Source organism: Sporosarcina sp. E16_8, assembly GCF_017347095.1.
In the GTDB taxonomy this organism is placed as follows: Bacteria; Bacillota; Bacilli; order Bacillales_A; family Planococcaceae; genus Sporosarcina.
In genome coordinates this window covers 18,318-39,691 of the sequence record NZ_JADPRZ010000009.1, presented here as the reverse complement: position 1 = coordinate 39,691, position 21,374 = coordinate 18,318, and the positions used below count along the sequence as shown (strand labels likewise).

The window sequence follows — 21,374 nt, the reverse complement described above, 5'->3', positions numbered from 1 at the left end:
TTACAGTCTGAAATGCTGAATAGTTTTTTGCAAATCCTCGGCCAAATGCGCAAGTGATTCACTGGCCGCTGAAATCTCTTCCATCGTTGCCACCTGCTGCTCTGAGGCTGCACTATTTTCCTGTGATGCCAACACACTAGACTCCGCAACTTCATGTACATTGCCCACAGAACTAGAAATCGATTGGCTAATGGTCGACATTACCTCTACTGATCGATTCACTTCAGTTGCATTTCCTGTTACTTTTTCAACCATTAGCTCAATTTCCTCAAAGATATGGCCCACTTCTTTTGTCTTGACAAGTCCGTCTTGGACACGCTCTGTCCCTTGCTGCATTGAGGCGGTTACATCTCTGATTTCAAGTTGAATCTCATTGACCATACTGAATATTTTCTCCGCTGATACACGTGATTTTTCCGCTAACTTTCGAACTTCGTCTGCTACAACTGCAAACCCTTTGCCCGATTCTCCTGCACGTGCTGCTTCAATAGCCGCATTCAATGCCAGTAAATTGGTTTGATCTGCAATACCCGTTATCATCTGTACAATATTACTAATCTCTTTTGATTTTCCATCTAAGTTGTGTATTGAGTCTGATGTTAATTTCACCGCATCCGCAATCGACAGCATCTGCTGACTTACCGAATTCACCGCAATAGATCCTATTTGTGTCTTATCGTACGCATCATGCGATTGACTATTCATCTGTTCACTATTCACCGTAATTGCTTGCATATTCACCATCATGTTCTCAATAGCTGTAGACATGTCATTGACACTACGCAGCTGATCCTCCGCGCCATTCGTTGATTGCTGTGACAGATTTGCCACTGATTCAGCCGCTGCCATACTTTCCTCGGCACTTGCAGATAACTCCTCTGAGCTCGCTGTTACTCGCTCACCAGAATATTGTGCTCCAGCTACCACTTCTCGAAGTGTCTGATACATATTATTCAAGCCCATAGATAGCGTTGTGATTTCATCTTGCCCGACAGCCACTAATGAGGACCCGCGCAAATCACCTTCTTCTATTTCCTTCACACGGTTGACAACTACTGCCAATCGTTTACTAATCTTTTGGCTGAAGATATAAGCTATCAAAACCGAAATGGCAATACTTGCACATGCCAACACTAGACTCCAAAAAAGAGTTTTAGAATACACTTGCTGATTGTCTTCCTTGATTTTCTCCGCTAATTGTTCATTCATCACTACTAATTCATTGAAATACCTAATCGACTCATCAAAGATGATTTTTTCTTCTTTAATGCCTTGTTCGGCCTCCATCCAGTTGCCATCTCTCATCAGTTGAATATTCTTGTTAGCTCGTTCATCAAATAACAACCAGTTATTCTTAAATCCGTCAAACGTTTCTACTTCTTCCGAATTCATATTGATTTCTTCATACTTCTGAATCCATATCTTCATATTATCCAAATTAGTCACTGCCCTATCCAGCATGTTAGTATCTTTAAATGCTAGAGTTGTTACCATTTGAACACGTATATTTTCCGCATCCTTGCCAATTTTAATAAGATATGTAGAAGGAACCATTCCATTCGTATACATCGTTTCACTATTTTCATTTAACTGTTTCGTTTGAACTAAATTATAGATATTTAATGAAATAAACACTGCAATAACGCCACCAAATGCAAGGAGCATTTTCCCGAACAATTTCATTTGAAATTCACTCCATCTCATAATTTTCTCATCTCCATTACAATTAATAGAACTAATTACTTATAACTATATCACTAGAGCTGCATTTGGAAAACTAATAATTAAAATTTATCCAAATACTATAAAAAATAAAATAAATACACACTATTCTAACGGCAAGGGAAGCCTGACAACCTCTAGTTAACGATTTTTAGATAACCCTTCGTGTGATAAAAATCACTCGCTTGCTAGTTTTCACCTTTCAAGAGGAAAGAAAATCGGCTGTAATCGCCCAGGAAAAAGCCGATGCAAATGCAGCTGAAGAAAAAAAAACAGGCTGAAAAGGAAACTGTCGAAGCTAAGAAAAAAGAGGAAAAAGAAAAGGCTGAAGCTAAAAAGATAGAAGCAGAAGAAATAGCTGCTGCCGAATTAAAAGCTAAAGAAGAAAATGAAACCAAAGCGAGGATTGAAGCTGAACAGAAAGCTAATGAACAGGCGAAATTGGAAAAGGCAAAACAAAAAGTGATAGAACCTAAGCCAATTAATAAAGAAGCAGACATAAAGATAATGGTTGAGGGTATCGTTAAGGATGATTTAAAGAGAACGACAATCAATCAGTTGCTTGTTAACAAAAACATGGCGAGAGATGATGGTAGTTACATCGTTCTTCCGCATCTTAAATGGGATGTCGAAAACAGAGCCTAATCCACACGCGAAATGCTTGAAAGGTATAGTGGCCATCTAGCAGCTAAACTTGCAAAGCATTCGTACGTCGGAGAGATAACGGTATTTTGGGAAGTACCATATCATTCAGAAGGGGACAATATAGCGAAATTTATGTACAAACGTAAAGGCAACGATATGGCGAAAATTGATAATTGGCTTGCCACAGTGATTCGATAAAACTAAAGATGGCAACAGCAGAAATAGAGGAGGCGTAGCTGCCCCCTCTATTTCAGATTATAGAAATCCTTCTGTCGAATCATCATCATCATCATCATCTTTCGGCTTAATTTTAGGTACCAAAAAATCATTTGGATAGATAGCGTTTTTTATTTTACAGGGATAATATGTGTGGTGAGAGGAGCACAACCATAAAGATACACGTATCGGAAAACTATAACGATCAATCGAAGATATAATGAAAAGCCCAATAAAAGAAGACGATGTCATCTAATTATAGATGACATCGTCTTCTTTTTTTATATCTTGTTGCCATAATGATGCCACACATCGCTTAAACGTTGCTGTGACAACAAATATGGAGACGGCGGGAGTCGAACCTACCTCTTTCAGAAAGGCTATAATACCGGTGTTTCCAAGGCTTTATAGCCAATGTTGAAAGTGTTTGACTACGCTTTTGACTACGTTCGACAGATATTGCGTTGCGGGGGACAAGATGGTTTCTTTAAAAAACATAGCATTTAGGCATCCCAGGCTATTCCAAAGGCCTTAATTGTAAGCCCACACTCTACACGTATAAGCAAAGCTGTGTGAACAGATTTACGGTGAATGCCCTGATGCTATTCCAACAGATCCTTACAAGCAAATTTCATTATTAAATTTTCACCAATTGAAGGGAGTAATAAAAAGATGTCTTACAATAAACAAACCACGTCGTCAGAATTACTAATAAAGATGATTAAGAATGAACAACGCCAAATAGAACTCGATACAAAAGAGGTAGCGGAGTTAGCTCGAATTGTAACTGACTATGTAAAGAGAATTGAAACTGTTAATGAAGTTTCAGATGTAGAGGTAATAAGCAGCCCTCCATATCGTGAAATAAAAAAGAAACTTGGTGAACTTGAAATCGGTGTTTGTCAACTTAGTTGTCGCATATTACTCTTTTCTTAGATTAGCTATTTGATCGAGATAGCTCCGTTTTCACTACCGCGCTTCGCTTGCTCTCCTGTTGATGATGGAACAGAGTTTCACTCTGTTCCATCATCAACAGGGCAAGGTGGTAAAAGGAAAGCCGGAAATTTACTGGTGCACCATCATGGTTTTATAGTGAAAATCTGGTTAATTTTCATCCTTCAAAAACTTTTCTTTCATTGGATTTAACGCAACTGATTTTTGTGGTTCCCAATTTCTTATTGACCTAGCCCAACGTTCTGGATGCTTTCGTTTTGCGCTTTCGTATACTGCTTTCCGATTTTCGAGTACGTCAATATAAGAACCTGTATGGCGCTGTTCAGGCGTCACAAAATTGATTCCGCTGTGCTGATGGTCGTACGTGTGCCAATGGACAAATTTAACAGTCCAAGCTAATGCATCTTCAAGCGTTTTGAATCCCGCGTCAGGGAACCCAGGACAATACTTGAGTGTCCGGAAAATCGCTTCAGAATACGGGTTATCATTGCTGACTCGCGGCCTAGAATACGAGCTTTGGATACCTAGTTTTTCAAGTAGTACTTGGAATGTCGCAGCTTTCATTGGGCTTCCATTATCAGAATGTAAGACGAGTGGAGCACCTTGAATTTTTTCGTTCAGAACCGCTTTTTTGATTAATGTTGCAGCGTGTTTAGCTTCTTCCGATTCCCAAATATCCCAACCGACAATTTTTCTGCTAAATAAATCGATGATCATGTAAAGGCGGTAGTAGAGCCCTTTAACAGGGCCTTTTAGCCAAGTAATATCCCAAGTCCATACTTGATTTGGGGCTGTTGCTAAGTAACTTTCAGGTAATTTCATTTTTGGCTTTTTACTTCGACCACGGTGCTGCTGCATTTTTTCTTCTTTTAATATGCGGTACATCGTCGATTCTGAAGCAAGGTAAATCGATTGGTCAGCGAGCTTTGGCACGATTTGTGAAGGGGGTAAATCGACAAATTCTTCTTTTTTTGCGACATCAATTACGGCTTGTCTTTCTTGTTTTGTCAGCTTATTTTTAGGTACTGGACGAGGTACAAGAGGACGTTGGTCTTCTTTCACACCACCAGTTGAAACCCAGCGTTCATATGTGCGCACGCTGATAGTTAGTTCTTCACATGCATTGGCTAACCGAGCACCGTTCTGATTCGCTTCTTGGATGAGTTCCACGGCGAGTCTGCGATCTGACGGGTGAATCATTCGTCCTCTTGGTCCCCCCAGATCGCTCGGGCCTTTTTTCTTAATAGTAATAAGGCTGCGGCTTCTGCCAAGGCTTTCTCCTTTTTACGCAAATCCTTTTCAATTTCTGATGTACGTCTTTTTTCTTCCTTCAGCTCTTGTGATAATCTTTTTGTTTGATTTATTTCACCAGAATTTGCATTCAGACAACCAGAACGCCACGCGTCAATTTGTTCTTTATATAAACCCTTTTTTCGGCAATACTCAGCGAGCTCTGCTTGATTCATCGCGTATGTTTCTAGAACAACCAGAAATTTATCTTCGCTACTCCAACGATCAGAAGTCTGTCCGTTTCCAGGTGTAGCATTGCCTTCAATCCTTGCCTTTTGTCGCCATTTATAAAGCGACTGTTCGGAAATTCCCAATTCGTCGCTAATACTTTTTATAGACTCGTTGTTTGGGGGCATCATTCTAGCGATGGCCATTTCTTTAAACTCTTTCGTAAATCTCGTTCCATTTTTATTATTCATGTCGTGTGACCTCCATTTGTTTTATTATAACAGGAGAGTACTATACGACAACTAGCGTAACATAGGGGGAAATTGCAAATGAAAAGATGAATTTCAGGAAGGGGCTTATTCGTGGTTATATCCATAAATTGTATTTAATAGATGGAAACTATTTTAGTGAGTGGATAGAATAGAATTATTTTTTTATATTAAAGTCCAGAAGGATGATTGTTAATAATGGTCATCCTATCTGGATAAGTTATTTTAGAATCCTAGTTCTATAAAGATTCCAAAACAGTCCACCTGTATTAAACCCTAATTCCACTAATACACTTTTGATATTGAGTATTCAAATTGATAAACAACATTTTTTTTGCACGGGTAATGGCTACATAATGATTCTTCTCTTGAAACTCACCTCTATGGTAGAATGAACTAGCGTCTATGAAGACATGATTAAAATCTAATCCTTTTGATTTGTGAATTGTCATTATTTGCTTCCTAGGCTTAATTATACAAAATTGCTCACTCCACTTTTGCTCCAAGCACTCAGTAAATTTCATTTCTTCTTCTTCACCTAGTTGCCTTTCTGTAACATTACTAAATAAATCAAGTGCCTTCTCCACCTGCATATTTTTTAAAAGTATTCTAATTTCCCCTATAGAAACTTGAATTTTCTTCAAAATTTGTAGTCCTAAATCATTTATCAAATCAAATTCATTATAATTTTCATCATGATAATAATATAGTAATGGAGAGAGTACATCAAAGTTTGGATATTCAGTTCCTAATGGTGGATCTTCCATTTGCACAAAACCACAATAATCTTCTAAGTATTTTATTAAACCTTTATAGTAACCTAGAGAATTCACTAAATAAACCGCCGTTTCCCCTTCCTCCATAACTTGGGTTTTCCCGCAAATATATTGTTTCCAGTCTGTATGTACACCAAGATTTACACCACCACTTATATTATCTTGGGTAATACTTTCACCTAAAAAGTATCTTGAATAATTTATTATTGACATATCCGATCTAAAGTTGTGCGATAAACGATAGCAATTAAAATCACTGTCATACAGGGAAGTAAAAAGATTGGAATCTGCCCCTCGGAATCCATAAATAGCTTGTTTAATATCCCCCACAATAAATAATGAAATATTTAAGTCGTTTTTTAAGTATATGAAAAAGTCATGCATTTCCCGTCCCGAATCCTGATACTCGTCTAGAAATATTGCTGTATATTTAGCGACAATATAATTCCTCGCATTCTTTGACCTTTTCAGGATATTTAAAGCCAGCTGAAATGTGAAGTCTGTTTTTGGGTCTTTATATGAACCTAATACCTTTTTTTCTTGTAGCTGCCTCATACCGGATTCCCAACATTGAAATTTATACTCTTTAGAAAAGTCTTGTTTAAACACTTCACTCCTAGGATATTCTTTACCATAGGATTCCCTTAAAAACGGACGAATAATTTCTGCTAAAACAAACCCGTTATTTGTTGAAACCTCCAACTTCTGTTTCCTGTTTCCTATTGGATCAGCTTCGGTAATCTTATCACGAATTTGTTGGGTGGCGAATCTTGTGAAGGTAATCATGGCTACCCTTTGATAATGTCGAAATTCTGACCTATTAATAAACAGCAAAGCTTTTTCAACCATAATAGTAGTTTTTCCCGTTCCAGCGCTTGCATCCACTAAAATATTGGGCGCAGTTGTCGAAAGTATCTTTTCCCTCTCATTTGCATCTATACACATCACTCAGAATCCCCTTTAATTAGCACTTGTAAACATTGAAAAAGATCATGTTGGTAAATAGCTTTCACAGCATCTTGGTCAAATGACTCAGAATTAACAAAATCATTCATGTTGTATTTTTTGGACTTTTTTAGAAACTCAATCAAATTAGTTGGGGTTTTTCCGAATTTCTCCTCGAATTTCCTATTAATCCGACATCCTCTAACACTTTTAAGGGCCTTTATTAAATCGTCTTCTAATTCAATTTCAGATAAAAAGAGATTACTCTTTCTAAACTCTCTAATCGCCCTGCTATGGTCATTAAATGCCTTTCTCATTAATACTTCTTTTTTCTGACCACTTCCGATTATTGGTTCTAATTGAAATGCATCATTGGCTACATTTCTTCTTTGATACCTTGTATCTAAGCTTTCTATTTTGTCAGTGGAAAGTAAATTTAAACACCGATTGATTCCTGTAGTGTGGTATTTGTTGTCCCCTTTAGCACTTTGCAAATCATTATCTGTTTTAATGATTGTAATGATCTTTAATTCATCCAAAATTTCTTTGTATTCCCTGAACCCAATACCACCAACATCTAAAATAGTGATTTTCTCCAAATCTGTATACTTAATCTCTTCATATTCAGCCAATTTTTCTAAAATTGCCTCAAAAAGAATTTCCTCCGAAGGTCCCTCGACGAGCAAGACCTTGTCAGAGAATAGCGCATGAGACAACAAACGATTGAACTTTTTTCGGCTAGTACTATAATCCTTTGGTACACTATAAAAGAATGAATGGCTTTGAATGGAGTTATTTGATTTAAAAATGCGTACTAACTCCACTCCATCCATATATGTCAACATATCCACTGAATGAGTTGTAGTAAAAATATATTCATACATTTCATCATTAAATAAATGACGGGAAATTGCTTGTTGCATTGTTGGATGTAGACTGTTTTCTACTTCTTCAATAAGGTATAAATATATCTTTTTCCCCGAACCTTTTTCATTTTCTAGTTCATGCAAGTATCTGATAAGTGCATACGCTAACAATTTTCTTCTACCATCGCCCGAGGTGGGATAAAGCTTATTCAATTGTTTATCATCAGGGTCAATTTCTGCATCCTTGATAACTTGTTTAATATAGGGTACAAGATGATTAAATGTACCGTTTATCTCCATTTCTGACTTTAATTCAATTTCTATTTCCTCATCTCTTATGCCTCGGTAATTCGAGGTTAGCTTCTCACCGATATTAACAACTCGACTATTTATGCTAATCTGTTCATTTAAATTACGTATAGCGCCAGTTATTTCATCATGATTATCCGATTCCGTCCCTTGATATAAGATAGATTGACTTTTCCTATAAAGATTACTCGGATCTACATTCGGATCTATGTAAACTGTTTCAAAAATCTTATCTAAGGCATTAAAGTTTCCATGCTGTGGTATCAAGTACATCTCATCAAGGTCACCTCCCCAACGTAAAACAGGATTTCCAATACGCTCTTCCTTTGAATACTCACCGCATAGCTGAATATATACAGTTTGCTTTCCATCCGAACTTACCTCGGAAAAAGAAGTGGCCTCTCTCATTTGGGCTCTTAAAAAATTCGAGTTTTCATCATCACTCAATTCTATAGAAATCCTAATTTCAATTGGCTCGTTAACATAATGTCTGAAGTAATCGGATTCTATAAATCCTAAGCGTCTCAATTTTGAATCAAATACATATCGTATCGCGTATAGAAAGTTTGTTTTCCCAAAATCATTTCGACCAAATATAATATTTTTATTACTAATATCAATATCTATCTCATTGAAATTTCTGAAATTTTTAATTAGTATCCTTTTAAATTCCATCACATTCACCTCAATATAATCTACTTAACATATTTTCTATGACATACTTATCTTATCTTCAATATTCCTTAATTAAATTACAAGAAAATACAGAGACCTCTTTCTCATCAATAACTTTATACAATATATTTTTGTGTTTTTCTCTGTTTTCGAAATATAAGTTACTAAACTCCAATAAAGTGATCATGCAAAAAATTACTGTAGTAGGAAAAGTTCTGAATATGGATTTGAGAAGATATCTTATAATTTTGTTTGAACTTATGATGGATATTTAGTTCAGGTTTAAAATAAAAAATCAAACTAGCTTCAACCTCGGATAGTATGGACTTGGAACCCTTAATTGTCGAAATATATTCTAATGGAATGTACTTTTTCGATTTACTTAGCAACATGATATTCGCTAAATATATATTTTTTACTATTCCGTTATATATCGGATCGTGTAACTTAAGAGCCGCTAAATGACCGCCTTTAAATCTACTTTTCTTAGAAGATGTTTGTCCAATATATACCACCTTTTCGTTTTTATCACTACCTACCGTAATTATGTATATTGGACAACATTCTAATGGTGGATTTCCCAGGTCTTTCCACAAGTGATAAAGAACTTCATTATCTAAACATATTTGATAATAAGAGGTAGTAGTATATGTCTCTTCACTCCATTCATCTTCAAGATATTCAATAGCCCTATTGATATACTCTTGTGTATCTTTCCATGACTTTTCAAGACTTTGTGCAGGTATTTCATTAGCTTCATGTAATGAGTGTACAGATTGTATGCCTAAATAAAAGCCGTAGTTAAATGTAATGGTGTCAGCATCTATAATATCTAATCGAGGAATTTTTCCTACTTCCATGAAATACTTGAGTTGCCCATGTCTAATTTGCATATTTTTCTACACGTCCTTTACAATTCCCGCAATATCTTTCACTACATTATAAATTCCCTAGTTATACCACCGGGACATTCTTCATCCAATACATTTTCACCATGCAGTATTAGTCTATCTAATCCTATTCTTGAATTATAAAGCGGTTAAATCGTAATTTTTGTATGGCCGTGCATCAAGATCAAGCTATTCCAAATTCAACATTGCACAGCGTTTAATGTGAAATAAGTCAAGCGCTATGAAAATAGATTTTTGGCCGCACGAAACCAAAGCCTCATAATGGTATTTTTTTTGAAACTCAACAATCACAGAACACTATAATGGCGTTTTTCCGAAACTTGAAAGGTCTTGCGTTTCATTTCACAGGGATACATCCTATTAAATACAAGCACACGTTCTTTAACGTTTTATTCGTATTTGTGAAACAAGACCCATGACGCTGTGCAACGAGGTCATTAAAGCCTCAGGTACCTTGAACTATGTGGTCTACGTTCCGGGAAAACGCCTTTGTGTACACAAGAATTTTGTGTTTACAGTTCTTCTACTTCTTTTAAATATCGTTGATTAAACAGCTTTTGCTTATTCGCATTTCTAAGTTTGCCAGCGATGACTTTTTCTAGACAATAATCCGGTTGACAACTCTTATATAGCTGTTGGTCTGTGATCATGGCGAAGGCAATCCGTAAGATTCGATTCCCTAAAGCAATATAGGACTGACCTGCTTTCTTTCCTTTGTCCTTCATCGCCAAATACCGTACTTTCATTTCCGGATTCTGAACCAAAACATTTTTCCCACCTGACTGTCTTACAATTGGGTTCGTGCCGGCCATTTTAATGAGTTGTCCTGCATGTGATATTCATGGACATTCTCTATTTCAGCAGTCAATTCTGCTGCTGTAGTGACACCTAAACCTGGGATACTTAAGAGAATCCCTCCATCAGTCTCCAGTAGTTTCGCTTCAATTACATCCTCCAATTGCTTGATTTGTCTGTGTATTAACTCATATTCATCAAGTTTTAGTTGAAGTAAAATCAACTCGCTTTCAAGCATAGACTTTGGTTTGGATATCGAGTTTTCAGCGTAATCCAAAAGCCTATTTATTGCTTCATCCCGGAGCTTCAAATTATTTTCGATTGAAATCTCTCTTAGCCCCATTTTGCCAAGGGTTAAGATATCTGAAGGGTGAGGATGGTTTCTCATCAAGAAAAGGGATGTTTTCGAAACGAACTGATCTAGGATTTTAATCACCTTATTCTCACCATCGACTCTTACGTTTTTCCCTTGAAACTCACGGGAAATGTGATCCATATACAAACGCAGGTGATTGATTGTCCTTGTTTGTGCGTTCACAAGCGTTCGTCTGGCCCTTGTTAATGTCTTTAACGATTCCAGTTCAAGTATGGATTCAACGCTAGTCCCACCACGCCCATGAAGCATTGACTGGATAATTGCCATCAGATACACACGGTCTGTTTTCGTGTAATTTAACACGGTTTCCCTTTCCCTGGCAGTCGTTGCGGCATTCAATATTCGGACGACGTAACCTTCATTCATGCACAGTCTTACGAGGTCTTCATAGTAGTGGGCAGTCGTTTCAATTCCTACAATCACTTGTGAAAGTGCGTACGTTTCACATACTGAATCAATGTATTTCTTCATCAATTGATAGCCTGTCATTGACCCGTCGAACTCAAATGGCTCCTGTAAAATATCACCGTAGATTGTACATACCATCGCTGTATTCACAAACTTCGCTGCATCAATCGCTACAATACAATATTCCATAGCCTTTTCTTCTCGCATCAAACGATTCCAATGACTTCCGTTCTTCCCCTGAATATGATTAAATGATAGTGTAACCATTGTTTTCAGTTCCTCCTCTTTAGTGGGGTGGTATATCGGAAGTTCTGTGATTGGTACTTCTCCTATACCCTGAAAACAATGGTTTTTGCATTTTTTAACTATCTATTTAACATAATAGGTATCTGAAATTAAATCCCTAGGCGGTATTATACAGCCAGCTTCCTTGACTAAGTAGTTTTAGATGGCCTATGTGTTATCGATGTTTTTACAAATGACAAGATTGTGTTCTGGAATGGCATTATCATGATGGTTAACGTCACCGATTTTGCCATGGACATTCCATTCAATAATTAGCCATGACATAACACACAACTCCCGGTGGTTACCTAATTATTTAACATCTTTTGATATTCTAGAAGCTTGGATCTTAATGCAGCATCACTTGCAAACAAATATAAACCTTTTATCCCGCGTTTCATCAATACATTTAATGAATTTAATATAATACGTTCCTTTGCATTCTCTACATTATCTATCCCCTCTGTTCCAACGAATGCTCCAACATCTTTATATGCTTCAGTCTTAATAACTAATTCATCATTTTTTTCATCGTATTTAACTGACGGTCCTATTATTACACCTACATACTTTAAGTCGAAACCTTGTATTGTATATATCGATCCCGCTTCTTCTACAGTATCTGTATTCTCTGCCCATGTATATTTGCTGTTCGTAATATTCCAGGCTATGCGATATTCACCACTATCTTCTTTAATATAGTGAGTCTTTCCATCCTTTTTATGAGGATAATCGAAGGTTGAAACCACTCTACTTAAACCATGCAACTCATTTTTTTCTTTAATTGTTTCATGCATCTCTTTAACAGTTTCAAATATCTTAATTTCATAATTTTCATCCCGAGGTAGCGGCATTAACTTTTTCTCCTTGAAATGATTAATCCAATCAATCACTTGATCATTAGCCTGCATGCGAAATTGATTCGTGAGTTCATAGTACTCTACATTCGAACTCAATTTCATTAACTTATCAAGTGTGACTTCTTCCCATAAGCTCTTTAGTTTTAATACCTGATCTTCGTCATAAACTATTACAACTACTTTGGCGAGCTTTAAAAGTTCTTCTAACTGATTCTGACCATAAAAATTATTATAAGCATCTGATCGGGTTAATAATAAATGTGCTTCATCTACTAGTATGACATCAGCTTTTTTGTTTAACTTTTTCAATTTATTTATAAGTGGCGTCGGTTTTTCGAAGTTTTTTGCTTTCAAATACTTTAATTGTGATGCAATTCCCTTATATGTTTTCAACATCTCTTCGTGATTAACTACTAAATAATTCTCTGTTTGATAAAGCGAGGAAGCTCTTTCACTGGCATATTCCTGTAAAGTATTGAAGATGGAACTTAGCACAACACTTTTCCCTACTCCCGCTTCCCCACGCACAACAAATAGGTTTCCTTGTTCTTCCGATTTCTTGCTAAAACAATTTTCACAGAAATTCAAGACCTTCTCTTTCAATTCAAGTTGCTCTAAAGACAGTTCTTTAAAGGGTGATAACTTGAAAATATCTTTATTTTCTATAACGTGCTGCTTGTGTTTTACAATTCCTTTTTTATAAAGCGCTTCCCATATATCTTCGAAAATAGATTGATCAAAATACATTTTATTATGATAGTTATGGCTAAAGTCATTCATAGTCTTACTTTTATTTTGTAGTTTGTATTTTTCATCCCCGAGAAAATAGTTAATAAGCTTTGTTTCCAAATGAAACGTGGCTGAACGATTAAAATTTTCATGTTTAATTAGATGCATTTGTTGCAACTTTTTTCTTTCAATTGCATTCAAATGGGCACGCATTCTTTTTTTAAAGTACACAGTTTCTCCAATATAAGCTTCCTTTGCACTGTTCAATAAATATATCACCGGATAGTTCAAGTAGTAGTCTTGATTATTGATACCTTTCAAACTATCTTCATGAAATGACCAGGAATCTATCTCTATCTCTGACATTTTCATCATCCTTTTGTTTTCTTTACCGTAGTTACTCCAACATTATTGAGCCATTTCGTTTTCCCACTGTTTTTATTCCACAATGATGGCATGTTTCTACACACAATCGTTGATAACAATAAAAAAATCCACACGATTTTTGGTATTCGGTATATCGAATGCTACCCATACATCATTTGGAATGGCTCATACAAATCTCTATTTTTTAAACTCCTAGATGATCATACACTCACTAACCTGTTCTTTAATAAAATACTATCTGAAAGGGTTCAACCTATCTTTAAGCGATGTAGTGAATTTGATTCACAATTCAATTTAATCATTATAGCAATAGTACCATAGAACAAAGAGTACAACAGGAGATTCATGTAAAAGAGTTTCCATAATTAATTTCAACTTATAAAAAAAAATCGAGACCATAACGGCCTTGAGCTCATAAAACAAGGTGCCAGTCACTCAAACTAACCATTGAAAGCCCCGCTAAAGTCTGTGCAGCATTGATATTACATTTGCCAAGTTCTTTAAAGGGGAAGTCAGCTAAACAAAAGTACTTAGCTATGGATTAGAGCAAGTGGTATATCCACTAAAAGAACGTTCGAAAATGGATCAACAAGTGGCGGTTATTAAATCTTTAATCGCATGGTAGGATTAGATATATATAAAATAAAGTAGCAACCCTCCTAAACTTTAGAAATAACCACTTTATCTTTTGGTCATATGTTAAAAGGCAAGCTACTGTATAAAATGTGAAATGTCCCCACCTTTGATTTCATCTTGTGGACATGAAAAGAGAATTGTTGATTAATCGTAAAATGGTATTATGACACCTGCGCTACCTCTATCAATATTTGGTTTACCACAAATGGATTTTTATTTTAATATACGAATTTATTTGTAAAAGAGTGCGCTTAAACTAACGACGCAGGTTAGTTTAAGTAGCAAAGGAGTTTCAGTATCCTTTGAAAAGGATGAATATCGCCTATAACCGTAATACTCGATTCGAGTGAAATTTAGTGCTATTTGACCCTGTTGCAAAATTCCATTCGAAGTTAGAGACCTTTGAACCAAATATTTTTTTGCGATGATCTGTAGGGAGGGTGTTTGGGGTAATTTCCTCTTTTGCCACTAGAGAGGCTGTAAATGAATAAGTAGTTAACTTATTATTGGGTATTCAAAAAGGGGATTATATATCAGAATAGAGCAAAGCCTCCTTTCGTAAAAAGGTGGCTTTTGTGTGCCCGATTTCGAGCGATTAGGTCTGTAAATACTACTCTTCTAATATTCCGTATTAGAAAATTATGAATTTGGATATAATTATAAGGATACCTTCTAAAGGAGCTGATGTTATGTCGACAAGCCTTACTGCTCATTATAACTCCCATCCTCTGAAATTTAGAGAGGAAATACGGTCACGTTCAATTTTGTCCGTGCCTATCCAAGACATCTTATATCGAGCTAACAACCACCGATTCCAGGTCGCTGTTCAGGAACGGGTTGTAAATTCGGGTGGCAAATACACGATGTACACCCTAAAGCAAGACATTGCCCGTCCTGAAGTCCAGGCAATGATTCACCAGGTACTCCAAGCCTCCGTTGGAGAGGATGGAAAAGCCCTGAAAGTCAAGCTGATTGATGAAAAACAAACAACACCGCTTGTTTTGGCTGTTGGGAATGTGGTGGTAAACGGGAATACCCGCCTTTTCATCATGCGGATCCTTCTGGCTATCGACCCATTTAAATATGCCCATTTTTCTAATGTCCGATGCATTTACCTCCCCGATGACGCCACGGAGGAGGAAATTGACGAGTACGAAATCGAGGAGCAACTCGCTGAGGAAGTCAAGGTCGAATATCTTTGGTATGAAACTGCTAACTGGATGTTAGAATGGAAGACACAGCATAACAAGTCCAACCAGCAAGTGGCCGACAAATTCCGTATCGGGAAGTCAGAAGCGAAAAAGCTAATGGACTCTTACTCGGAAGCGGATTTGTATCTACGTCATATCAATAAACCCTTCCAGTTCAAATCAATCGAGAAAAAACGGACAGCATTCGAGACATTGTCCGACGTCAAAACAAAGTTTGCGTCTGACCCAGCAAAGCAGAAGCTTATTGAGCAGATTGCGTACTATTACATTCAAAACGAAGATGCCGTCCCAGAGCGTCTATTCATCTATTTTCAGCGGATTAGTAGCCACATCGACACCATCGAAAAATCTCTCATTGAACACGGTCCCAAAATTGAAGTCGGGACTCCGAATGAAGCCAATAACCATAATCCCGATTCCGATATCGAGGATTTATTCTGTAGCGAATCGCAGGGAACGGAAGCTGTCCTGGACTATTTTACCCAACTCGAAGGCGAGAATCGGAAAGAGGCTATTGAAATCGTCGACAGGGTTATTGAACACGAGACTGATAAGGAGAAAGAAAAACAGCGTAAAGCGAAACCACTCATGAAACTGCAACAGGGCCTAGATGCCATCCAGGAATCCTATGTCCATTTTAATAACAAGGAACAGGATGCGAAGAAGTTAGCACAAGTAATTGCCAAAATTGAAAAGACCCTTACGCAATTTAAGACAAAATTGGGCGTCCAATGAGCATCCATATCAGCTATTTGCCCCGAACACACGAGTTCAAGCTCCTGGTTGAAGGGGGTAACCCGAGGGTACTTTCGGATTTGACCAAAATGTATCATTTGAACGAGCCTGAGCGGGATGGAGTCATCGTCCCTGCCTTGCGGTTTTTCCAAGGCTTTGAAAGTTTTAAGTCCTACATCCGAATCAATTGCCTAATGAAGTCCCTCTCGATGACTGATGAGGCGAAGGATTTATTATGGATGGTGCAAAGCCAGGATACGCTGGATGATGTGGTAGTCATCGACATGACAATAGAGGAGATTGCCGAAAAGCTTCGGGAACTCCGTTTCAAGCGTCCCTTGAAAGATTACCAGTTGGAGAATGTCCAGCATCATCTCCGTCGGACGAGCGCTGCGGATTATTCTGTCCCCGGGTCGGGTAAATCCACTACCGCCCTTGCTCTGTTCACAATACGGAAATCCCTGCTTCCAAACCTTGTCATGTTCATTGTAGTACCGAAAAATGTTTTTCGCTCATGGGAGGAACAGAACGAGGATTGCTTTGAGTTCCCGCTCATCACCTTCCGCCTCAATGGCGGTGCCGAGCGGATACAGGCGAGCTTGTATGGGAAGTACGATGTCTTCTTAATCACCTATGAAGCCCTAAACAACGCATCCCAAGTGGTGGCTGATTATTTCAGAAACCACGAAGTCGCCCTGTATCTGGATGAATGCCACAGGATGAAGGGCGGGGTGAACACGCTCACTGGGCAGACAGTGCTGAACCTTGCTCATTTACCTGCTTATAAAACCATCATAAGCGGGACTCCGATGCCGAACAAGGAGTCGGACATCGTTAGCCAGTTCCAGTTCCTATTCCCATCCATCCGCACCGATGAGACCACGGTGAAGGAACAAATCCAAAGCGTCTACACCCGTACGACCAATAGGGATATGAACCTTCAGAGTTACACACTGAAACGGACACGTATTAAGATGGATAAGCCACTTCGTGGCGCCTACCAGCTCCTTTTAGGGATGGAGCTTGACCGTATCCTTGAGGATTCTGTCAACTACTTCGAAATGCTCCGTCGGATTAAACGGTATTCGGTGAAGCTCATCCAGCTTGCCTCGAACCCGAGTCTTCTCCTGAGGACGCAACCCGAACTCATCCTTATCCCAGAATTCGAGGCTATCACGAAACGGCTCAGCCCGAAAATCATGGCCAGCGTCTCGAATACATTCAAGCTTGCCTCGGAAGGTAAGAAGGTGCTGATCTGGTCAAATTTTATCGAAACCATCCAGACCCTTGAAACTCAACTTCGTTCACTGAACCCTGTCACTATTTACGGGGCGACCCCAATAGGGAGCGAGGAGGATGATTTTACTCGGGAAGGGAAAATTTACAAATTCCGTAACGACGACTCCTGTTTAGTCATGATTGCGAACCCTATGGCGGCATCTGAAGGAATCTCCCTTCACACGGTGTGCCATAACCAGATATTTGTTGACCGAAACTACGATGCTAGGCTATTCGAACAAGCCATCAACCGAACATATCGTGTCGGACTACCTAAAGATAAGGAAGTAGAAGTCGAAATCCTGATGCTTGAAAACAGCATCGACGAGATTATCGATGCACGCTTAGGCATCAAGCTCGACCGTATGTACAGGGTTCTGAACGATGAACGCCTCCTTGTTGAGACTGACCATGACCAGCCAACTATTGAAGACGCCGATTACCAAACGTCAAACGGGATGAGCGATGAGGACGCAAGGGAACTAATTCTTGCTATTAGGAGTCATTTGCCGATTACGGGTGAAGTATAATGTTTTCAAAAGGGATCCTCCTTTCCTCCCTGCAATTTTTAAAGACCATTAAGAGTATACCATTGAGCATCCAGCGCTTCATGCGGCAGAAGAGTTACATCCACACCACACCCGATGCGGTCATGAAGTTACTCCTGCCAAGTGGGATGATTCTTGAGTACAACGGGTTTTACCTTCTTTCAACGAAAGGAGAAGGGTATCTTCCCGACGATACCCTTTTCTCATTTTTCAAGACTGACGAAACGAAGGAAACCATCCGTTCATTCCTGAAAGAGACAATCCTTCAGGTGAAGCCCCAATGGGCAACACACATATACAAAGGACGGCGGGAATGGGTGTGTTCGTTAGAGGATGGGCTGGAGAAAGGGGAACTCCTTGAGTTGTTCCAGTCCCTTGAACTGCTTGAAGGGTCAACCGACTCCATTATTTCCTGGTGGGATTCCCTGGCCCAATCATTCGCTCCTTCCTCCGAGCGGAACCTTGAAATAGGGAGAGAGGGTGAGAAGAGGAGCATCTTGTATGAGGAATACCGAGTGGGACAGAAACCCTACTGGGAAGCACTTGACAGTAACTTTTCAGGTTACGACCTCCTGTCTGTTACTGATAGAGGCGAAGACATTCCACTAAGGATAGAATGTAAAGCATCCTATACCTCATACAGTTTCCATGTCTCGAGGCGGGAATGGGAGATAGCAGTGGATTTCAGAGAGTACCTGTTCCATTTCTGGCATCTCGGGCGGAACGAACTGTACGCCCTCCCCGTCCCTTTTCTGGAAGACCACATCCCAATTGACAAAGGAAAGGGGGAATGGAAGAATTCTCATTTCTCGTTTTCAAGGGAAGAACTCGCACCATTCCTTGCCCTCATTTCTGAGGAATCTCTTGTTTTGAACTGGAGGTATCCCCCTAAGTTTGATGGCTACAAGAGAAGCAAACGGCATGGGCATTTCTGACATCTGAAAGCCTTGCAAAAGTCTGTAAAGCATTGGATATTACACTGGCTGAGCTTTTTGAGGATAAATCCAGACAATCAAAAGTACTTAGCTTTGAAGTAGAAGAAGTAGTACGACTATTAGAAGGGCGTACAAAGAAGGATCAACGAACTCTTTTGATGTTTCTTTATTCTTTAATCGCATGGAAGAATAACGAATAATTAGATACCACGGGGGGAGGCCCTTCTGTTGCGTGTTGGTGCGTTGTCAATTACTAGAACGCACCACACCTCTAGGGTTCTTGCCACTGAGAGAATGACACTAGGGTATTTGCAATAATTATTTAAAGTATTTGACGAACAAGATACCAAACTTATCATCAACATCTATTAGATAAGCTACGCAATGCATTTCTACAATGAAAAAGTATGTAGCCTATTCAATCAAGATGTACATGCTTCCTCTATTATTTGACTGCTTGACAGTACTGTTCTTCCAAACTGTTTACTTTTTTATATGTGCGGTTATTAACCGCAGCTATACTGTGTTCACTAGTTTTTACTTTTCTTTATTAGACGATACAGCACCAGGGGGCAATCGATGTGGTATCGTGCGTTGCTAGTCTAAATCTACACGGCGCTCCACGTACCATCCTTAAAGTGGTGGACAGTATGCCTATCTAAGATAATTGATGACTTTAAACAATCTAAACAAAATAAGTTCTTTAGAAAACTTTGTTAATGTGTTCTCCCCCCGTCATCCATTTTGTGAAAAATGGATGGGTAGCTTATAGTAAAAAACCTTATAATAAACTCTTACTATTATACTTATATTATTTGTAGCTATCACGTTATACATAGCTAGTCAAAATATTAGCTACCCAGTAGTTAATTAAAGAGTCCCCCTTAGACAGAAAAGTATCTAAGGGGGGCTAGAAAAAAAGCCCCATAATTTTACACATAAAAATACCCCGTATACGTTAGTTGATGTCTAACATTTACGGGGTAGTTCATAAAATGAACTTTTAAGTATTATCTAATTCATACTCCTTCAAATCTAGGTAATAACCACGAACCCAGATTTTTAACATGCGCGGAGCAAATATATCCTTTATCAAATCAATACGGCCATCTAAATCTTCCATCTCCAGAAATGCTTCAAGTTCCTTTACTGTAGGTAGATGCACGTCTGGATAGGGCATTACAATCTTTTCAATTATAATTTTATACAGTTCCTTTTCGTCTAAAGTGTCCACGTATTCACTAACCTCGGCATAATAGTTGCGAAGCACATCCATTTTTGCATCACTTATTCCTGCAGCTTTAACTTCAAAGGGCTCTTCATCATACGGGTTTTTTAATACCTTATGAATAGGATGTTCGTCTTTTTTAGCTATAGTAAAATCCAGGTGATATATTCCGAAAAATTGATCAACTAAATCAAAGACATCAATTTGAATTGCTATATTTGAACGCGATGAAATATTATATTTCAAGATATCCCCAAATAACAAGTACATATCTACTGCATCTCTGAGGTTAATATCCTCGAATAACCAATGAATGCATATACCATACGGATCATCTGCATCTCCTATACTCTTGGTTTTTTCAACAATTTGTAGAACAGTTGAATAAATATCCTCATATGAGATTTCACCACGATGAGCATCTAATATTTCTTCCACAAAAAACTGAGTAAATTCACTCATAATTAAGTATGGATTTGAATATAGATCACTCAAAGTATAACGATTAGTTCCAATGTCACCTCCTCCTTTACCCCAATCAATAAACCCTTTGTCCTTAAGTGACTTCAATGCATTCTTTATTGAAGCAGTACTTTTCTTTCCTAACTTAAAAGCTAAGCGTTTATGACTTGGAAAAGCATAATCATGTATGCCCATATAAGATATTATTTCAAGTAATAATACTTTTTCAATATCATTTAATCTGTAACATCTTATTATTTTTTGCGGAGCAATAACATATCCACCATTTGCCCTCATTCTTATAATTTCGTTGTCTTGAGCAAAAGTTGCAAGGTAGTGTGGAATACCCGAACCCTCATTTTTTTGTTTCGCCATCTTTTACAACCTCCATCAATGTAATTTTGTGATGCTCCCCTATATACGTAACTAACAACTGTTAGTTAATTAATAATCCGCACCACTTTTCACGGAAAATTTCCCGTAGGTATTACCACGCCCCCACGCAATACCATTTCAACACTTGATAAGCAGGACACCGGGGGGGGAATTAAAATATTCCTGATAAACCACAGATTTTTATTCGTGTGTATGTGATGCAGGGGTTGACTTGCTATAACGTATGAATACATGTTCAGGGGTTATAGTTGTTAAACAGCATGCTTCTGATTTGCTACTTGAATATGCAGCGTTACTAAACTGCTTTTGCATCACTACCTCCCACACTTGTTTTATACGCATTCTGTTATGCGGCGTTA

The 21,374-nt window shown here is 38.1% G+C and carries 15 protein-coding genes; 5 read left to right on the top strand and 10 right to left on the bottom strand.

Translation table 11 applies throughout. From position 1 onward, the window contains the following. The gene (locus I2484_RS09110; RefSeq protein WP_207150728.1) at window positions 1-1,704 is read right to left on the bottom strand and encodes a methyl-accepting chemotaxis protein; all 1,704 of its coding nucleotides are present in this window, start codon (window positions 1,702-1,704) and stop codon (window positions 1-3) included. Between the two features lie 264 nt (window positions 1,705-1,968). Between I2484_RS09110 and I2484_RS09105 the strand changes: the two genes are divergently transcribed. Beyond that, on the top strand, window positions 1,969-2,367 hold the full coding sequence (locus I2484_RS09105) for a hypothetical protein (RefSeq protein ID WP_207150727.1): 399 nt from the start codon (window positions 1,969-1,971) through the stop codon (window positions 2,365-2,367). An 888-nt stretch (window positions 2,368-3,255) separates the two neighbouring features. Next, entirely contained in the window at window positions 3,256-3,519 is a 264-nt protein-coding gene (locus I2484_RS09100) for a hypothetical protein (RefSeq protein WP_207150726.1), read from the top strand. A 168-nt stretch (window positions 3,520-3,687) separates the two neighbouring features. Here the strand turns inward: I2484_RS09100 and I2484_RS09095 are convergent, their stop codons facing one another. From I2484_RS09095 to I2484_RS09065, 8 genes are all read right to left on the bottom strand, one after another. Continuing rightward, window positions 3,688-4,737 carry an IS3 family transposase gene (locus I2484_RS09095; RefSeq protein WP_207150725.1) on the bottom strand — a complete coding sequence of 350 codons (1,050 nt, stop codon included), beginning with the start codon at window positions 4,735-4,737 and terminating at the stop codon, window positions 3,688-3,690. Further along, on the bottom strand, window positions 4,734-5,246 hold the full coding sequence (locus I2484_RS09090; protein WP_207150724.1) for a transposase: 513 nt from the start codon (window positions 5,244-5,246) through the stop codon (window positions 4,734-4,736). The genes I2484_RS09095 and I2484_RS09090 overlap by 4 nt, the downstream gene beginning before the upstream one ends. A 287-nt stretch (window positions 5,247-5,533) precedes the next feature. Then, window positions 5,534-6,985: a UvrD-helicase domain-containing protein gene (locus I2484_RS09085; RefSeq protein ID WP_255551264.1), complete on the bottom strand. Its 1,452-nt coding sequence runs from the start codon at window positions 6,983-6,985 to the stop codon at window positions 5,534-5,536. Then, window positions 6,985-8,835, bottom strand: coding sequence for an ATP-dependent nuclease (locus I2484_RS09080; RefSeq protein WP_207150722.1), 1,851 nt, complete (start codon window positions 8,833-8,835; stop codon window positions 6,985-6,987). Before I2484_RS09080 ends, I2484_RS09085 begins: the two co-directional genes overlap by 1 nt. A 164-nt stretch (window positions 8,836-8,999) precedes the next feature. Continuing rightward, window positions 9,000-9,728 (bottom strand): hypothetical protein, encoded by a 729-nt coding sequence (locus I2484_RS09075; protein ID WP_207150721.1) that lies wholly within the window; start codon window positions 9,726-9,728, stop codon window positions 9,000-9,002. A gap of 530 nt (window positions 9,729-10,258) precedes the next feature. After that, complete coding sequence (locus tag I2484_RS21455; RefSeq protein ID WP_255551256.1) at window positions 10,259-10,510, bottom strand: hypothetical protein; 252 nt, start codon at window positions 10,508-10,510, stop codon at window positions 10,259-10,261. Window positions 10,511-10,533: 23 nt separating this feature from the next. Continuing rightward, window positions 10,534-11,592 (bottom strand): IS110 family transposase, encoded by a 1,059-nt coding sequence (locus tag I2484_RS09070; protein ID WP_255551255.1) that lies wholly within the window; start codon window positions 11,590-11,592, stop codon window positions 10,534-10,536. A gap of 326 nt (window positions 11,593-11,918) precedes the next feature. Further along, window positions 11,919-13,565 (bottom strand): DUF2075 domain-containing protein, encoded by a 1,647-nt coding sequence (locus I2484_RS09065; protein WP_207150720.1) that lies wholly within the window; start codon window positions 13,563-13,565, stop codon window positions 11,919-11,921. A 1,346-nt stretch (window positions 13,566-14,911) separates the two neighbouring features. On the opposite strand from I2484_RS09065, the gene I2484_RS09060 reads away from it, so the two are divergent. From I2484_RS09060 to I2484_RS09050, 3 genes are all read left to right on the top strand, one after another. Then, window positions 14,912-16,168: a hypothetical protein gene (locus tag I2484_RS09060; RefSeq protein WP_207150719.1), complete on the top strand. Its 1,257-nt coding sequence runs from the start codon at window positions 14,912-14,914 to the stop codon at window positions 16,166-16,168. Between the two features lie 89 nt (window positions 16,169-16,257). Further along, window positions 16,258-17,976: an SNF2-related protein gene (locus I2484_RS09055; protein ID WP_255551263.1), complete on the top strand. Its 1,719-nt coding sequence runs from the start codon at window positions 16,258-16,260 to the stop codon at window positions 17,974-17,976. Then, window positions 17,976-18,929, top strand: coding sequence for a protein NO VEIN domain-containing protein (locus I2484_RS09050; protein WP_207150717.1), 954 nt, complete (start codon window positions 17,976-17,978; stop codon window positions 18,927-18,929). Before I2484_RS09055 ends, I2484_RS09050 begins: the two co-directional genes overlap by 1 nt. Window positions 18,930-19,932: 1,003 nt before the next feature. On the opposite strand, the gene I2484_RS09045 is transcribed toward I2484_RS09050, so the two are convergent. Continuing rightward, window positions 19,933-20,994: a helix-turn-helix domain-containing protein gene (locus I2484_RS09045; protein WP_207150716.1), complete on the bottom strand. Its 1,062-nt coding sequence runs from the start codon at window positions 20,992-20,994 to the stop codon at window positions 19,933-19,935. Window positions 20,995-21,374 lie beyond the last annotated feature (380 nt).

Excerpts from the sequence above, each read along its gene's own strand:
- I2484_RS09095 (WP_207150725.1), bottom strand. The coding sequence starts at position 4,737 with ATGATTCACCCGTCAGATCGCAGACTCGCCGTGGAACTCATCCAAGAA.
- I2484_RS09085 (WP_255551264.1), bottom strand. The coding sequence starts at position 6,985 with ATGTGTATAGATGCAAATGAGAGGGAAAAGATACTTTCGACAACTGCG.
- I2484_RS09070 (WP_255551255.1), bottom strand. The coding sequence starts at position 11,592 with ATGGTTACACTATCATTTAATCATATTCAGGGGAAGAACGGAAGTCAT.
- I2484_RS09100 (WP_207150726.1), top strand. The coding sequence starts at position 3,256 with ATGTCTTACAATAAACAAACCACGTCGTCAGAATTACTAATAAAGATG.
- I2484_RS09090 (WP_207150724.1), bottom strand. The coding sequence starts at position 5,246 with ATGAATAATAAAAATGGAACGAGATTTACGAAAGAGTTTAAAGAAATG.
- I2484_RS09080 (WP_207150722.1), bottom strand. The coding sequence starts at position 8,835 with ATGGAATTTAAAAGGATACTAATTAAAAATTTCAGAAATTTCAATGAG.
- I2484_RS09110 (WP_207150728.1), bottom strand. The coding sequence starts at position 1,704 with ATGAGATGGAGTGAATTTCAAATGAAATTGTTCGGGAAAATGCTCCTT.
- I2484_RS09060 (WP_207150719.1), top strand. The coding sequence starts at position 14,912 with ATGTCGACAAGCCTTACTGCTCATTATAACTCCCATCCTCTGAAATTT.
- I2484_RS09055 (WP_255551263.1), top strand. The coding sequence starts at position 16,258 with ATGTATCATTTGAACGAGCCTGAGCGGGATGGAGTCATCGTCCCTGCC.
- I2484_RS09065 (WP_207150720.1), bottom strand. The coding sequence starts at position 13,565 with ATGTCAGAGATAGAGATAGATTCCTGGTCATTTCATGAAGATAGTTTG.
- I2484_RS09075 (WP_207150721.1), bottom strand. The coding sequence starts at position 9,728 with ATGCAAATTAGACATGGGCAACTCAAGTATTTCATGGAAGTAGGAAAA.
- I2484_RS09045 (WP_207150716.1), bottom strand. The coding sequence starts at position 20,994 with ATGGCGAAACAAAAAAATGAGGGTTCGGGTATTCCACACTACCTTGCA.
- I2484_RS09105 (WP_207150727.1), top strand. The coding sequence starts at position 1,969 with ATGCAAATGCAGCTGAAGAAAAAAAAACAGGCTGAAAAGGAAACTGTC.
- I2484_RS09050 (WP_207150717.1), top strand. The coding sequence starts at position 17,976 with ATGTTTTCAAAAGGGATCCTCCTTTCCTCCCTGCAATTTTTAAAGACC.